Genomic DNA, 17,842 nt, shown 5'->3' with positions numbered 1-17,842 from the left:
ATTTTCTCCTATTTTATATTTCTAACTGTATATATTTTATCACGTTTATGTTGTGTTATTTTATGTTTATATTCTATTTTATCGATAGTTTCTCTATCTAAAAATTCTACTAATTTTTCTCTATTATTATAATGATTTAAATAAAAATCTAAATGATTATAACTAAAACCTAGTTCAAGTTCATCACTTTGACCTTCTCATAGTCCGGCACTTGGTGTTTTGTTGATAATTTGGTTTGGAACATTTAACAAACTTGCCAAAAATCTAACTTCTCCTTTGGTAAGTTTTGAAATTGGTAATAAATCGGCCCCGCCGTCGCCAAATTTGGTAAAGTAACCTATAAAAACTTCATCAGCATTATCAGTTCCTAAAACTAAATAATTATGTTCTTGGGCTAGGGCATATAATGTAGTCATTCTTAGCCTTGGTTTGATGTTAGCAATCGCTAAATCATTTTTTAAATTTAGTTGGTTTGATAAAGATTCAAAAGTTTTGCTTAAGTCAACTCTTTGAAAAGTATCGTTAAAGTTTTTTTCTAATAATTTAATATGATCTAAATCACTTTGATTCATATTATTAATTGGCATAACAACACCAAGGGTGGATTTAGGCATAATTGATTTCGCAATTGCATAAACTAATGAAGAATCAACTCCGCCACTAATTCCAACTACAAATCCCTTTGCATTTGCCTTTAGCAATCGACACTTTAAGAAGCTTTGAATTTTCTTTAAGTACTTTAATGCAATTTCGTGGTCATAACTTACTTGAAAATTATTATATTTACTAATTTTACTCATTTTACTCCTTTTTTGGAAATTTTAATATATAAAATTAAATATAAAGTATACTTTTTACGGTTTTTGTAATTGATTTTATATTTAATTATTTATTAATTAGATCTTTAATATTTTAATGTATAATAATGAAATATAAAAATTTTTATTTAAAATTATTTGAAAAGTTGTTTTTAATAAAAAATAACTTTTAATATTATAATAGTATATTGATTTTTTGGAACTTAATTAAATTTTAATTTCCGAAAAAAAATATTTATTAAAATCAGAATTATGGGAGAAATATGAAAGAAAATAAATTAACATTAAGTGCCTTAATCTTAGATAAAAAGAAAGCTTGTGTACCTGGTGCAATTATAGAGCAAGAATTTTTTAATAATGCTGATCACCTTGCTTTTAAAAGATTTAAAAAAGGTGATAGTTTTGTTGTCGTCTATCATGATGAAAAAAATACCATTGATTCGCGTGCTATTTTAGCAACATTTTTACGTATTGTTGAAGTAAACACCCCAAATGGCAAATGACATAAAATAATTTTTAAATCAAGAAGTTATTTTGATGTAGATGATATTGGTTTAATTGTATACGAAGAAAGCGATCCAAAGGCTCCATATAAGTTTTATCCACAAATCCAATATGAAGAAATTGCACAAAAATATGATCTAGGTCAAATTTCATTTGGTGTAATTGGTGAACGTGATGATTTAGACTTATTTACTGATCTAAATGCATCTCAAAACGAAAATGATCTAATGAGATATTATGACATTTTTAGATCATTACAAAATCCTATTGAAAGAGATGCTGATAATAGCAAAACTTTTGAAGAAATTTTCTTTATTAATCAACCTCTTTCTGATCAATATGCTTCAATTAACTACCTTGAAGAATTAGTTGGTAAATATACTGAATATAACTTTAAAAAACATGGTTTTGAAAGTACTAAAGAATTTTTATTAAGTGCTATTTCATATTTAAATAATGATTATTTTGATCGTGGAACAATGTATCATGAATTTTCAATATCAGAATTACAAGAAATTTTACGCCGTATTAGTGAATTTTTAGGGTTATCTGCCGGAATTTCAAAACAAGTTCAAGAAAATATGAATAAAAAAGTATCTAATCAACATAAGGAATTCATAATTCGTGAAAAGGTTAAAATTTTACAAGAAGAGCTAGCAAATATTAATGTTCCAATTGTGGAAGATGAATATGCAAATGACTTGCGCGATAAAACTAAAGCACAAATTTATCCTGATTCAGTTAAAAAATTAATTACAGAAGAAAATAAGCGTTCAAGCGAAATGATGCCAGCTTCACCAGAAGCTTCAATTTCAAAAACTTTTGTTTCCACATTAAAAAAATTACCTTGAAGAAAAACACAAAAAGAATTTTTAGATATTAAACATGCCCGCGCAGTTTTAGAAAAATATCACTATGGATTAGATAAAGTTAAAGAAAGAATTGTTGAATATATTGCAGTTATTATTAACCAAAAAAATAATGAGAGAAAATCTGCTAAAAAACTCAAACTCGATAATCAACTAGAAGTAGATTTAAACTTATTTAAAGAAGATAATAAAAAAGTTCAAGAATTCAATAATGTTCCGATTATTTGTTTAGTTGGTCCTCCTGGTACTGGAAAAACTTCTCTTTCTAAAGCAATTGCTGAATCATTGCAACGTAAATTTGTAAAAATTTCTTTAGGAGGAGTCCATGATGAGAGTGAAATTAGGGGTCATCGTCGCACATATGTTGGTGCGATGCCTGGAAAAATTATTAAAGGTATTTTAAAAGCAGAAGTTTCAAACCCTGTTATTTTACTTGATGAAATTGATAAGATGGCATCAACTAATAAAGGAGATCCAGCTAGTGCAATGCTGGAAGTTTTAGATCCAGAACAAAACTCTAAATTCCAAGATCATTATCTTGAACATGAATATGATTTATCTAAAGCAATCTTTATAGCAACGGCAAATTATTATGAAAGTATTCCGCACGCCTTAATTGACCGTGTTGAAATTATTGAACTTTCATCTTACACTTTAACGGAAAAAATTCATATTGCTCGAAAACATTTACTTTCTAAAGCGATGCAACAAGTTGCTTTACCTGAAGATTACTTGCAACTAAGTGATGAAACACTTAAATATATTATTCAACATTATACTTCTGAAGCCGGTGTACGGGGATTAAAACGTATTTTAGATAAAATCGCACGTAAATTAACAGTTAAATTGTTAGAAACTAAACAAAAAGATTGGCCAAAACATCATGCTGTTGAAATTGAAGACTTAGAAGACTTATTAGGAGTGGCTCTTTACAAGAAAAATAAAGAAATTGAAGAAGAAAAACCAGGAACCGTTAATGGTCTTGCCTATACTTCAACTGGTGGTTCATCATTGCAGATCGAAGTTAATATTTTCCCTGGAAAAGAAGAGATAAAAATCACTGGATCATTAAAAGAAGTTATGAAGGAATCTGCTCAAATTTCTGTCTCATATGTTCGTTCTAATGTTGAAAAATTTGGTATTAGTGGATTTGATTTTGACAAACATACAATTCACATTCACGTTCCTGAAGGCGCCGTTCCTAAAGATGGGCCTAGTGCAGGTGTAACATTTACAACTGCCTTAATTTCTGCATTGAAAAAATTCCCAGTTCCACCAATTTATGGAATGACTGGCGAAATCACCCTACGTGGTAAAGTTTTAGATATTGGTGGATTAAAAGAAAAATCTTTTGCAGCAAACCAAAAAAATATTCAAAAAGTATTTATCCCATATGGTAATATTAATAATTTAAGGGATATACCAGCTGAAATAAAAAATACATTAACATACATTCCTGTTAAAAATTACGAAGAAATATACAACGTAATTTTCAACAAGAAAAAACCATTAAAAGTAATTAAAGAATAGTATGGGCAAGCACTTTACTGCCAAAACATTTACACTTTTTACAATCAACTTCATCGTTGGTTTAGGTTTTATAACCACAATAACCAGTGTTTTAAATCTTGGTTATTGGGGTTATCTTGTTATTGTATTATCTTTATTGACTGTTTTGGGAACATCCTTAGTATTTTCCCGTCTATCCAACGTATATAGCGATCATTACGGAGGATCATATGCCTTTGCCAGAAATATAGATGATGATATAACAAATCACACTTACTCAATGAAGAAAAATTCAAAATTATCAATACATCAAAGATTTAATCGTTCTTTTAAACGTAATTTTATTTTCTTTATTGGTTGAAACCAATTTATTCAATCACCAATTTTATCTTCAATTTCACCCTTGCTTTTATCAAGAATTATTGAAGATATTCTTAGCCCAAATACACCTAACCTAATCATAATTATTTGAATTATTAGGTCTTTAGCGGTATTATTATTTGGGATTTTAATTATTATTTCTACTTTTGGTTTAAAACTTAGTAAAAAGGTAATTTTAGCAAGTTCAATTTTAAAATGGTTAGTTCTTGGACTTGGGCTAATTTTACTGATTACCCAAATTACAAATCTAGGTTACCATGAAAGTTTTGTGCGTTCTAAAAATATCAGCACCAAACTTATTTTTTCTAGTACTCTACTGTTTATCTTTGCTTTTGCGGGAATTGAAGACATGGCTGCTATGACCAAGGATGTGCATTTTAAAAATTTTAGAGTAATTTTACTTAGTGCAATCGGGTTAGTTTTTGTTTTTTACATGATTGCTTATTCTGTAATGCTAGGACTACGCGAAGCATTTATTGATAAAAAGTTTCATGAATACTATAATTTATCTTTAGGAATTTTTGGTTTAATCATCTTTGTGGTTGGTTTTATATCTGGAGATATTGGTTATAAAATAACTCAAACTGTTTCAAGTGCACGAAAATTAGTGCCACTGGCTCAAGATAATTTAATCGTTGAATCTTTAGCATTAAAGAACAAAAATAACGAATACAAAAAAGCAATTATTTTTGTTGCCTTTTATACACTTGTATCAATGGTTGTTTTATGTTTAATTGTATTACTAGCCCCCAAAGAAAAACAAGGCAATTATTTTGATGCTGTAATTAACATGAGTTCAATTGCTTTATTACTTGAAGATATCATGACCTTTATTGTCGCCTTTATCTTGGAAAAGAAGAAAAAAATTACAAGAATACCGATTTGAGAGAAAATTGCATATGTTGCTGGAATTATGTGAGCATCATTTTTGTTAATTACATTTTTTGTACCAGATATTTTTGGTGCTAGTTTAACTAGTGAAGTGATCTTTACTATTTTTGGATACCTTGCATTCTTAATTTCGGGCTCTTTAATTCGCTATTATTCATATTATAAATACAAACAAAAACTTAAACACATGAAACAAAAAGCAATTTTATATCATCATTAAAATCCTAGTTTGGCTAGGATTTTTTAGTGATTTTAAAGGTGGATTTAGCCCCTTTATAACAACTTAGTTCCTAAAAAAAAAAAAAAACAGCTAAAAATATTTTTTAAGGCTGTATTCAAGGCATGGAAATATATTATGTTTGTAGATTTATGCATACAGAATTTAACAATATAAGATATAATTAAATACGTAATAATATATAGGAGGTAAATTCAATGACAAATGAATTATTTGAGAAGAAAAGAATTTATGTTAATTATAATTCTAAAATTAGTTCTAAATCGAAGAACCAATGAATTTTTATTTATAAAATTATCTTAATTCTTTTCTTTTTCGCTGGAGCTTTGTCGCTATTTTTAACACTTGACAAATCATTATTCCCAGCAACTTTAATTAAAGTTAACAGCACTAGTGCAAACTTGCAAGATTTTATTTCATTTGAAACAATTACAAAGCAAGAAAATAATGCCGTTGTCTTAATAAGGTTTAGTATTTTAATGTTTGTATTTTTATTTAGTATTTTCAAAAATTACTCAAATATTAATACGCAAAAAGAAAAATTAAAACATTATTCAATATTCTATGTTTTATACTTTTTGTTATCACTTGTTTCATTAATTTTATTTTACACATTTATTTTAACCAAAAATGATAATGGTGCAGAAGTAAAATTTAGAGCATATCAATACTTAGAATTAATTTATATTTTAATTCCCTTATTATTCATTAACGTTGCTTTTGAAATATATAACTTTTTAATTAAAAGAAAGTCAGACCCTGTTTTATATAAGTCTACTTGACCTTTAATTATTCAGGTTATTTCCCAAGTTGTATTAACTACTTTTGTGTTATTTAACGTGTTACTTTGAGTTTCATATTCAAAAGCAGATGGGGCAAGATTATTTAGAAATACAACTGGAAATGAACAAAAATATTGAAACTTTGTTGATCAATTATTCAATATTAAAAGTTTTAGTAATTTAGCTATTATTGCTGCTTCATTTATTTTCGTAATATTCTTAATCATCGGAGCAAACGTAATTAAACTACAAAAATTATCAGAAAAGAATATTTACAAACATCAAGATAAAGATTCTTTCTTAATTGCACTTGTATTTGCTTTATTAGTTACAGTGTGATTAGCAACACTTTTACTACAAGATCCTGCTAAATTTGCGATTTTAGGTGCCGAAGCCACTTATAACTTTAACAATGGGATTATTATCCTATTAGCAATTCTAGCAACTGGATTATATTTCTTAGTTTCATACTTAAAATACACTAAGACAAAAAACCCATCAAATTTAATTATTAGATTTTCAATAGCACAATTATTAATTTGATTACCATTTATGGTATCTGTAATTCAATTTGAAAATTCTAATTTTATGATTATTAATTTATTAGTAATTAGTCTTTTATCAATTTCCACATTTACGCACTACATACTAGTAAATAAATTTATTAACAAGTTAACATTTATCATGTTAGTAATGATCTTTTCATTCAAAATTATTTTATTATTAATCTTAGGTTTAAACCACCAATTATTAATTAATAACAATTATGTTTTGGTTTCAGTGCCAACCCCAATTTCAGTAATTAAAATTATCGTTATTGTATATGCGGCTTCAATATTTACATTATTTGTAGTACAAGCATTACAGTTAGAAACTCTTGTAACCTTAAGAATATTTAAAGAAAAAAGATTTAGTTTAAAGAAGGGAAACTAGCATATGAGAAAAACAACATTATTTAAAAAAACACCAAAAATCAATGAAGAAGGTCTTTTTGATTTATACAAACAATATAAAACCGTTTATGAACAAAATGCTTCTAAGATTTTATCTTTTGAGACCATAATTAGCAAACCATTATTGTTAAATAATTTAGGGTTTAAATCGCCTGAATTTAAAACAATCAAACATAGATTAGAAAAAGCTGTTAGAGAGCGACACAATATTCAATTTAAGGATTTCACAATTATGTTTAACTTAAATTTAAAATATTCAAAAGTTACAATGGTTCCACTAATTGCTAGTGGTGAAATCCTTTCAGATAATCATGTGATTAATTTTGTTTCTGATGAGGAAGATTATGCTATTAATAATCTTTTAACAGCATTTAATACAGAAATTAGCGAATTAATCTCAAGAGGTTTTTATTTAGAGCTTATTCCTAACACACTTATTTTTCAAGGTCCTGATTCATTAAAACTATTTTTTAACCAAGAAGTAACCTCAAAAGTTGAATAATGCACATAAAGGAACTAGTCCAAAAGAAACAGAACCTAGAAAATATAAAATTAAAAGTAAATAATGATAAAAATATTTTGTTAATTAACATCCTTAATTTAACAAAAAAATTATCATTTTACTTAGATAGTGCTTTGCTTAACTCTAATTTACTAAAGTTTTTAAAATCTAAGTATACTATCTCAAATAACTTTATAACTGATTCGAAACCTACAACTCATAAATTTCTTTTTCATAAAACAAGAGAACTCTATGTTTATATTACTGAAGAACAAAAATATGGTACTGAATCATATACAAGATATGAAAATGAAATTTTAGCAAGAGCTAAAAAGGCTGAAATTGATTTAATTACTATTGGAGAACGTGCAAAATCATTTGCGCAGCTACATAAATTTAATCAATTATTACATTTTGAAAATACATTATTTAAGAACTTAACTACTTTATTAACTAAAACAATTAAAATACTATTTATCGAAAATAACTATACAAAAGTAAACTTTGTACTTAACTCAAACAAAAACTTTAAAGACGTATTTACAGTTTTGCCGCTTGAAGCATTCGACGTAGCAAAATTATTACATACCGAGTCTGTAGTAGATAAAAACTCACAATTCTTATCATTTGCGGAAATTTATCCTAATATTGAAAACTTTATTGAGTCACAAATTTCAATTTTCTTAGAAAATGCTATTAACTCACTTATTACTGAATCATCATTTTATGCAGCTAAAAACAATCTAGTTACAATTGACAAAAAAATTAAACAACTTGATGATGAATTATTGTTATTAACTAAACGTATTAATCGTGTAAAACAAGAAAAGCAAATTGAAGAAATAACTTTCTTAACCAAGAAAAAACGTACTATTTTTGAAGAGGGTGGCAAATAATGGCATTTAAACAAATTTCAATTACTTTCTTAAACAATAAAAAGAAAGATAACATTTATGATTATGATGTTTTTATTAATAGTAATGATGAAGACACATGAGTTAAACTAGGTGATAATTCAATTGGTTCTTACCCAAGACTTTTATTAAAATTTGTTAATAATACAGTGCAAAATACGTTTTTTATGTTCTTAGAGAATGTGAGTTTTCTTACACAAGATAATATGATGAATATTAAAACATTTTCAAAACCTAACTTTTACAAAAAAACAAACCAAAAAATTGCTTTAAATAATGATTTGTTTACTAAAAAACAACGAGTATCAGATTTAGTTTCAAACCAATTTATTGGTTGATCAATCGAAGAAGTACTCGAATTAGAATTTTTAGAATACGAAATCTTTAAACTATCAATGAGTAAGTTATTGAATTTAGAGGAGGTTAATAACCATGAATAAAAAATTCAAAAAACTGTTTAACTTATTAGCCCTTTCGCCAACTTTACTTGCACCTTTAGCTTTAGTTTCACAAACTCCAGGTGAAGGCCAAAATCCTAACCAAGGAACTGGGGGAGAGCAACAAAACCCTGGAGGCACACAAGCTCCACAAACCCCACCAAAAAATGCTGAAGACTTCGACTCATTTAAAGAAATTGCTGAAAATGCAACTAAAGAAATGGTTACTAACGCGGTTAACAACTTTATTTCATGAGTTGACGACCAAAAACAAAAAATTAATACTCAAGAAACAGATTTTCAAAAGAAATTAAGTAAAATTACTTACTTAAACATTCTTTCAAACTTTTTCAAAAAGAATAAGGATGAAATTATTGCAAATCCTTCGGCTAAGGATTTAAATATTATCTTCCCATTAGTGGCTGGAACCCAGCGTAACGTTGATATCTCAAATATTAAATATAACAATGAAGATTTTAATGGGGTTTGAGTTGGATCAACTAACCCAACTGACTATAAAACTCCATTAGGTGAAGGAACAACTTTTCAAGTACCTGATGGTGGTAAAGATCAAGTTAACTCATGAGATAAGAAAAAATTAGAAGAATCTCTTGGGAAATATGGGAAAAGTTTATTAGAAGAATTTAATAAATTAATTTATAAAGAAGAAGATGCCCTAGAAATTGATAAAGATTATTTTTTATCACTTAACGAAGATCCAAAAGATAATAGATATGATATTAAACCACCACAAGGTTATAATTCATGAGATGAATATATTGTTTCTAAATTTAAACCTAGAATTTCTAAGTTTGACTTAGAAAAAAATATTGAATTAACAAAAGAAGAGCAAGAACAACAGCAACAGCAACAACCACCTGATCCAGATAATCCTGATAATCCAGATCAAGATAAACCAACAGATCCAGTTAAAACTCAAGAGATCTCACAAGGGATTCCGCCTTTGTCTCCTGAACTTAAATGGCATCAGATGGATGATAGTGACATAGCTGAAAAATTTGCTTCTAATAACGAAATTTTCTTCTTTAAAAACCCTGTTAACACTAGATATAAATATACTGTACAAAGTGTTAAAAAAGAAGGTGATAAATATATTGCTGAAGTAAAACTTAGCGATACAGTTGAAGTTGATAAGAATAGAACTTATACTGCAGAAGTAAAAGTTCATAATAATAAAAAAACTGCGGCTTTAACCGAATTAACTTACCAAACAATTTCAAAATTATTTACAGACTTATATAAGTCATTAGGAATTGATGAAAAAATAAACTATACAAATCTTGAAAGTAATCAACTATCTGATGCTTTATTTCAAATTGTTAATAGTGGTGTGCAATTAATTAACACTGCATCATTTATTAAAAATTATGAAGCTGTACAAAATGCATATGCAAATGATATTTCCTTAATTGAAGTTTCTAAGACAGTTTTAAATAGTTCTGGTTTTGAAGATAACTTAACCGAGTTAACCTTAGCTTCAATAAAAACTTCACAAATTAATAACTTACCTTACTATTATTCATTAGTTAATGCTTTAAACCGTAAAAAAGAGTTATTAAAAAATCGGATTACTCGTAACGATAAAATAGAAGGTCAACTAAAAGAAAAAGGAATTGACATTAAACATATCAACACCTTTTATTCTAACTTAGAAACCAAAATTTATAAACTTAGAAAATCAACTGATCTTTCAACATTTAATGTTACAAAATGGTATGAAAGATTCATTAAAAATATTAAAATAGTTTCTGAAGAATTATTGCTATTACAAAAAGTAATTGGTGAAACTCAAACTCAAACATCGCAAAGCCAACCTACTCAACCAAATATTCCAGCTGGTGCTAATGCCCAAGAAAACATTCAATCTCAAGAACCAGCACCTAACCCTGCTGAAGATGAGCAACAAGCTGCATATAAAGAGATTATTAAACGTAATAACCAAGAAGTTAAGACTAATGGTAGCATAATTATGGGATTTGGAATTTCGCTTTGAGTTATGGGACTTATAGCAAGCATCGCAAACACATTTATGCTTATAAAAGCATTTACAACAGACCGTTGAAAACAATATAGAAAATTATCAATTTTATTAGCAACATCATTTGTTGTTGCAATTATTGTAGGTATTGTCTTACATATTTTAGGATTATAGGAGGAAAAATGAATAAAAATCCAACAATTACATCTATATTTGATTATATAGTAGAAGTTACCGGGGAATTCCCATATAAACAAAGACAGTTTTATCATTTATTAGATAATACTGATGTTAAATTAATGTTAATAAATGCGACAGCAAACAAAGCCTTTTTATTAGCTAATACAAAGGAAGCTCAACTTAAAATTGGTGCTGAAATTGTGTTAGAAAATGATGATGCTAGAGTTGATACACCAAGTGATTTATTTGGAAATGTTATTGACATTTTTGGAAACAAAGTACTTCCAACACCTGAGAAAAACTATTTATATACACAACCAACAGGAGCTAAAGTTTTTGAACTAGCCCACGACTTAATGTCAGTTAAAACACTTAAAGATCAGTTATTTACTGGTATTGTATCAGTTGACTTACTTATACCAATTGGTAAAGGACAACGTGAATTAATTATTGGTGATCGTCAAACTGGTAAAACACATATTGCTATTAACACAATTATTAACCAAGCTAAGGAAGGAGTTAAATCAATTTATGTCGCAGTTGGCCAAAAACGTGAAGCAATTTCAAGAATTTACCGTACTTTAAGTGAATATGGAGCAATGCAAAATACAATTATTATCGATGCGCCTTCAACAAGTGCTTTTGAACAATACCTTGCACCATACATAGGAATGGCACATGCTGAAAACTTATCATACGAACATGATGTTTTGGTTGTCTTTGATGATTTAACAAAACATGCAAACATTATTCGTGAAATTGCACTTTTAACTGACCGTCCAGTTGGTAAAGAAGCTATGCCAGGGGATACATTCTTCTCACACTCTCAATTATTAGAGCGTTCAGGAAGTTTTGAAAATAGAAAAACTATTACTGCCTTGCCAATTTTACAAACTATTGATGGAGATATTACCTCATTAGTATCATCTAACATCATTTCAATTACTGATGGTCAAATTGTAACTAGTGCCGATTTATTTTCACAAGGAATCTTGCCAGCTATTAACATTGATCTATCTGTTTCGCGTACTGGATCAAGCGTGCAAAGCCGTAGTGTTACTAAAGTAGCTGCCGAAGTTGGTAAAGCATACAGAAAATACAAACGTCACTTAAAACTTTCAATGTTAGATTACGAATTTAACAAAGAAACTACTGAACTATTAAACAAAGGTAAGTTAATTGAAAAATTATTTAATCAAAAAGGCTTTGCAATTTATTCTAAAAAAACAGTTTTACTTACTTCTAAATTAATCTCATGGGGATTATTTAACGGAATTAAAGACCAAGAAAGGGCCTTGCAATTTATTGATTTATTAATTCAAACTAATGATCAAGCACAAAATGCATATAATAAGATTATTAATGATACTGAAGTTTATGATGATGCCTTAGTAAGAACTTTCTTTGCATCAGCTTTAAAACAATATGCTAAATATAATGGTTATAATTGAGATATAACCATTGACCATGAATTTGTTGACTTTGAAGAAAGTTACCTTGAAGAATTAGCAATGAAATTAGGAGATAAATAATGAATGGAAAAATTTTAAGTTTATGGTCAGACGTTCTTGAAATAGAATTTTCTAAAGATCACTTACCAAAAGTAAACCATTTATTAACTTTACATAATGGTGCAACTTATTTATTAGTAAAAAGAGTGCTTAATGATACTACTGTTAGAGCTATTGTAATTTATAGTTCACAAGAAATTTCAATTAGCGATGTTGTTACAAACCTTGGACATAGCTTTATGGTTCCAGTTGGTAAAGACTCGCTTAATAACATTTACTCATTTAGAGGTGAAGCATTATTACCACAAGAATACCTTCCACTTAAAGTTGAAATGAATTCAACTATCAATAACACTCGTTTCCTTACTCGTGAATTTGAATTTATTGAAACTGGTATTAAAGCAATTGACTTCTTTATTCCAATTGTCAAAGGATACAAAATCGGTATTTTTGGTGGAGCTGGTGTTGGTAAAACTGTTTTAATGAAGGAAATGATTTTCAACATCAACCGTCAATCACCTAATACATCAAACATTTTCATTGGTTCTGGTGAGCGTTCAAGAGAAGCAATTGAGTTATACAATGAGCTTAAATCTTCAAACCTAATGGACAAATCAGTTATGTATATTTCTAAGATGAATGAATCACCTGGTGCTCGTATGTCAATTGTGCCAATTGGAGTAACAGCTGCTGAATACTTAAGAGATCAACATAACCAAGATGTGCTTTTATTCGTTGATAATATTTACCGTTTCTTACAAGCTGAAAATGAAACAAGTGCTACCTTAGGAAAACGTCCATCAGTTGGTGGATATCAATCTACTTTGGAAAGTGATGTTGCGGCAGTTGAAGATCGTTTATTTAAAAATGAAAATGGATCAATTACCTCATTCCAAACAATGTTTTTACCAATGGATGACTTGTCAGATCCATCAGCAGTTGCCGTATTTAACCACTTAGATGGGAACTTAGTTTTATCACGTGCGCAATCTGCTAAAAATATTTTCCCTGCTTTTGATCCATTAGCTAGTCAATCCAACTCAGTTACTGCTGAATTATTAGGTAAAAAGCACTTTGATGCAATTATTGAGGCTAAGAGGATTTTAAAAGCTTACAAGGATTTAGAAGACGTTATTTTAATTTTAGGTTTTGATGAACTGGATGATGAAAGTAAAAACACAGTTAAAAAAGCTTTACAACTTGAAAACTTCTTTACACAAAACTTCTTCATGACTGAACACTTTACTAAATCACCAGGGGTTTTTGTGCCACTTAACGAAACAGTTGACTCTGTTATCAGAATTCTTGAAGGAAAATACTTGAAACAAAGTCCTGAAATTTTCCAATATGTTGGATCAAACTTAACTATTCCTACTGATGAAGAACTTGAATCATCAATGTAATATAGTTAATTTTAAATAATGAGAAAAAGAAAAATATTACAGGGACTTATTAGTGTTTCATCACTTATAAGTCCTTTGTTCTTTCTTAGTGCATGTAATCCAACACAAAAAGACCCAGAAAAACCAAACCCAGAACCTGATCCTGCCCCACTGCCACCAGCTGTAAATGATCCAGGCAATAATAATGATAGTCAACCAAAAAATCCTGGTAATAATACCACCCAAAAATCGCCAGAAGTTACTAGCACTAAAAGTTTAAACCATTTTAATTTAGTGCAACTTGATCCTTATTCTCGTCAAGTGGATTTTTGATTCCATGCCCAAAACCAAAAAGATTTAAAACGTGATAAATTCCATATTTTACTTAATGATACTGTTAAAGTTGACTTAGTTAATGGATCAGTTTCATATGGAGTATATGCCGGAAGTTTTGAAGTGCCTAACTCACTCAGTTCTTTAACTAAAGCTCAGTTATTTTATGAAGATACTACTGTTAAATATCATTCTGAGCAAATAGCGCAGCCCATAGAATTTAAAACTGACAAACTAGGTTATGTTGACTTTGAAATTACAAAACATTCTAATGATTCAAAGAAACTTGAAGATATTTATCCAACTGATTTAAAACTAGCGGATTTGGAAATTAATGTTAAAGGTCAAAATGCCAATTTATATAATTACAATGTTACAAAATTTGATTATTTTGTAGACCAAAAAGGCCAAAATATTTCTGATTGACTAGGAGCTTTAAATTTAATTATTACTTTTACAAATAAAACAAATCCAAGTGAGGTATTTACAAGATCTAAACTTATTACTGGTCTTAAATTTAACCCAATTGATGGTAAAAAAAATAATGCATATGATAAAAACGATCCTCAAAACCATGAACATTTAAACCATGATTATGTTTTATATAAACATTTAAACCATCAACAACGTTATGAAATGGATAATGTGTTATATTTAAATAGTTTGATGGCACATTTACAATTTAAAGGAATTTCGCCCCTTGATTACCGCTTAGATTTAAATATTGCTTCTAACAAAGAAGCAATAAATAATTTTGATAAAAAAGCTAAAGAATTAGGTTTAGATACATATCAATCTTCTTATATTAAAGGTTTTACATTACCAAAATATGACACTAATGGAGAATTTTTAGGTCTGGCAATGCAAGCAGGCGGTGAAATTGAAAAAGGACCTGAACGTGCGGATTCAATTGGGCGTTTCCAATGGAGATATAGTGGCCTTGCACGAACTTTAGTTAATGAATATTATAAAACGGCAGCAATGCAGACTTATAGCGTACAATTTACTAATCCAGTGGAAGGATCAACTCAATCTTCTGCTGGAACAATGTGGATTTTAGATTATCAAATTTCTGAGGATGGGAAATATCCAACTAAATGATATTTTGGAACTAACTTACACGTTGCAGATAATTTTACGAGCCAAACTCGGAATGTAAGCATTGCTAAATTAAAAAATAATATTAATTTTAAACTGGGAAATTTTTTTCGGACGGTTTTACCTTCCCCAACCATACCATTTGGCTAAGCCAAACGGAATGCTTTGGGAAGGTTTTTTTTATCTTATTCTTTTATAATTATATCAGTTTATAAATTCTTTGATTTTTTGTGATAATTCAATAAAAGTAAGTCTTTTACAGGTTTGAACAAAATTTGGGAAAATTTCACTTTTAAGAATTGAAAAGAAATACTCAATTTCACGATTGTCAAGACTATTACCAATTCTTGACATTGATATTTTACCTTTTAGTGATTTTATTTTTTTAGTATATTCAAGCGAAGAATAAGTAGATCCATGGTCAGAATGTAAAATAAAATTATTTTTGAATTTTGTATTGGTGATATTATTCAAAATTAGTTCAGTATCATTTCTAAGTGATAATTCATAGGTCACAAACTTAGTTTTATGATCAATAATTGCAGATAAATAAATATGATTCTGTTCAATATCTTTTGGTGCTGGTATATAGGTCACGTCTGTTGCATATATATTATTGTTGCTTGAATTATAATCTCTTTTTACTAAATCAGGTACTTTAACACTAGTATTTTTAGATTCTTTAGTTTTATGTTTTTGTCTAACAAATGTTTTCAAATTCAGTTTTTTCATATAATTTCCTAGGGTTCTAGGATTTATTTGAATATTATATTCTTGGAAAATATATTTAGCAAGTCTCCTTCGTCCATACCTTTCTTTATTTTCGACAAAACTTTGAAAAATTATTTCTTTGTGTTTAACCTTTAGTTCTTTAGTCTTGTTGTTATCTTTCAATTTCTCGTAATATGTAGATCTTGAAACACATATCATTTTAGATTTTTTAGTATGTGAAAGATTCTTGATTTTCTTTATCTTTGAGATATCTGCATCAATATTATTTTCATTAAAAATTCGATAGTAGTATTTTATAACTGCATCTTTTTCATCGTCTTTAAGAGTATCAATTCATGTATAATCGAGAACTTTCTTTTTCTTTCTCCCAACACCTTTATCTTTCTTAGGTGATTTACCACTTTGTGATTCTATGTTCATATTTAAATTATACAGTTTTCTTTTCTTTAACATATTTCTCATTGATTCTTTATTTCAGTATACTTTTCTGATATCAAAACATAAATTTTCAAATTCTGCCTTGGTTATTCCCAGGTTCAAATATTTATCGTATAAGTCAAAAATTTTGACCCATTCCTTAGTCTTTAAATGTCTCATAACTACCTCCTTTTCTTTATATTAAAAATATTCGGATTTTGTCCGAATATTTTTTCCCTGTCTAATTTAGATAAACAATTTTCTGCAGTAAGCACTGATATTGATTTTGAACAATTTACTTTTAGAAATGGTGTTGCTCAATCTATGGTGAAAAAAGTTTTTGAAGGAAAAAACTTTTTATCTTCAAAACCTGCTGATTTTTTAACTCCAGAACAAAAAGCAAAATATGAAAATTTAGAAGAATTTGTGGATTTTGCAGTGCTAGAATTTGATTTTAGTCACGTTAATTCAGATAATGTTTGAGCCTATGATTATTCAACAAATGCTAGCTCAAATTTAGATTATGAATATGATCAAATCAAGAATAAACCTGATGAATTTGCAAAACTAATTACTAATGATTATGCAAACACCAAAGATAAACATATTAAATTTTTAAAAAAATCATACTTACAAGACTATTCTCAAATTGACCGCGAACTAATTTCAACTAATGAAACTAAAAAACAGTACCAAGGGAACGAACTATATTCAGTTGGGTACCCATTATCATTTGAAGATTATTTCTTTTTAAATGAAGATGGATCAGGTGCAAATCAAAGTGAAAATTACCGTACCCGAATGGATATATATTCGCTTTGAACAAATTCAAACCCAGAGTTTTATTGGCATAAAGATGAATATGAGCAAAGTTATAAAGATTTAGGTAATTATTTATCTAGTTCACTTGGCTATCGTACTTTTACTAATAAACCAGGACTTACTGATGCTTTTTTAACTGCAACTCATACTGGTAAAGACTTTTATGTCTCAGGCAATGATAAATTAATTGGGTATGGGTTAAATTATTTACCTAAGCAATATGTTCCATATGGTGGAGCTAGTGGGACATCATTTAGAAATCAAAATAATGAGCTTGTTGGTGTTTTCCATTCTGGTAACTCCGCTGCTCGTACTGGTTTATTAGCAGCCTTTAGATCAGAAGGATTTAATTACCAAGGATTATTTGGAGAATATAATTTACCGCAATATGATTTAATATATGGAGGAGGAAATCTTCAAATTAACTCCTATCGCCAAGCTATGGCTCAAATATACCCTGATTCTAAAACTAATTTATTCCCTACAGGTTTTAATAATATTCCTGAAGAATTTAAATTTAATAAATAAAATATAATTTTCTTATATAATATATACATAAAAATTCATTTT

At 28.3% G+C, this 17,842-nt stretch carries 13 protein-coding genes; 11 read left to right on the top strand and 2 right to left on the bottom strand.

The window, feature by feature from the left end; genetic code table 4:
- Positions 1-8: 8 nt before the first annotated feature.
- A complete protein-coding gene (gene nadE, locus AC0B4S_RS02940; RefSeq protein WP_465101623.1) occupies positions 9-800 on the bottom strand; it encodes an NAD(+) synthase in 792 nt (263 codons plus the stop codon).
- A 281-nt stretch (positions 801-1,081) separates the two neighbouring features.
- Here nadE and lon point away from each other — a divergent pair, with 281 nt between their 5' ends.
- The 10 genes from lon to AC0B4S_RS02890 all read left to right on the top strand — a co-directional run bounded on the left by lon (position 1,082) and on the right by AC0B4S_RS02890 (position 15,451).
- Entirely contained in the window at positions 1,082-3,721 is a 2,640-nt protein-coding gene (lon, locus tag AC0B4S_RS02935) for an endopeptidase La (protein WP_465101622.1), read from the top strand.
- A gap of 1 nt (position 3,722) precedes the next feature.
- Entirely contained in the window at positions 3,723-5,192 is a 1,470-nt protein-coding gene (locus tag AC0B4S_RS02930) for an amino acid permease (protein ID WP_465101621.1), read from the top strand.
- Positions 5,193-5,407: 215 nt separating this feature from the next.
- Entirely contained in the window at positions 5,408-6,925 is a 1,518-nt protein-coding gene (locus AC0B4S_RS02925; protein WP_465101620.1) for an MSC_0624 family F1-like ATPase-associated membrane protein, read from the top strand.
- Positions 6,926-6,928: 3 nt separating this feature from the next.
- A complete protein-coding gene (locus AC0B4S_RS02920) occupies positions 6,929-7,447 on the top strand; it encodes an MSC_0623 family F1-like ATPase-associated protein (protein ID WP_465101619.1) in 519 nt (172 codons plus the stop codon).
- Complete coding sequence (locus tag AC0B4S_RS02915) at positions 7,447-8,343, top strand: MSC_0622 family F1-like ATPase gamma subunit (protein ID WP_465101618.1); 897 nt, start codon at positions 7,447-7,449, stop codon at positions 8,341-8,343. The genes AC0B4S_RS02920 and AC0B4S_RS02915 overlap by 1 nt, the downstream gene beginning before the upstream one ends.
- Entirely contained in the window at positions 8,343-8,801 is a 459-nt protein-coding gene (locus AC0B4S_RS02910) for an MSC_0621 family F1-like ATPase epsilon subunit (protein WP_465101617.1), read from the top strand. Before AC0B4S_RS02915 ends, AC0B4S_RS02910 begins: the two co-directional genes overlap by 1 nt.
- Positions 8,794-10,971, top strand: coding sequence for an MSC_0620 family F1-like ATPase-associated subunit (locus tag AC0B4S_RS02905; protein WP_465101616.1), 2,178 nt, complete (start codon positions 8,794-8,796; stop codon positions 10,969-10,971). The genes AC0B4S_RS02910 and AC0B4S_RS02905 overlap by 8 nt, the downstream gene beginning before the upstream one ends.
- An 8-nt stretch (positions 10,972-10,979) precedes the next feature.
- On the top strand, positions 10,980-12,509 hold the full coding sequence (locus tag AC0B4S_RS02900; RefSeq protein ID WP_465101615.1) for an MSC_0619 family F1-like ATPase alpha subunit: 1,530 nt from the start codon (positions 10,980-10,982) through the stop codon (positions 12,507-12,509).
- Positions 12,509-13,891, top strand: coding sequence for an MSC_0618 family F1-like ATPase beta subunit (locus AC0B4S_RS02895; RefSeq protein ID WP_465101614.1), 1,383 nt, complete (start codon positions 12,509-12,511; stop codon positions 13,889-13,891). The genes AC0B4S_RS02900 and AC0B4S_RS02895 overlap by 1 nt, the downstream gene beginning before the upstream one ends.
- Positions 13,892-13,909: 18 nt before the next feature.
- The gene (locus AC0B4S_RS02890) at positions 13,910-15,451 is read left to right on the top strand and encodes a DUF31 family putative serine protease (protein ID WP_465101613.1); all 1,542 of its coding nucleotides are present in this window, start codon (positions 13,910-13,912) and stop codon (positions 15,449-15,451) included.
- Positions 15,452-15,481: 30 nt separating this feature from the next.
- Here the strand turns inward: AC0B4S_RS02890 and AC0B4S_RS02885 are convergent, their stop codons facing one another.
- A complete protein-coding gene (locus AC0B4S_RS02885; protein WP_465101233.1) occupies positions 15,482-16,630 on the bottom strand; it encodes an IS3 family transposase in 1,149 nt (382 codons plus the stop codon).
- On the opposite strand from AC0B4S_RS02885, the gene mip reads away from it, so the two are divergent.
- Positions 16,622-17,800: an Ig-specific serine endopeptidase MIP gene (gene mip, locus AC0B4S_RS02880; protein WP_465101612.1), complete on the top strand. Its 1,179-nt coding sequence runs from the start codon at positions 16,622-16,624 to the stop codon at positions 17,798-17,800. The genes AC0B4S_RS02885 and mip overlap by 9 nt on opposite strands.
- Positions 17,801-17,842: the final 42 nt, after the last annotated feature.

The organism is Mycoplasma sp. 6934 (assembly GCF_055523595.1).
This window is presented reverse-complemented; position numbering and strand designations above follow the sequence as displayed.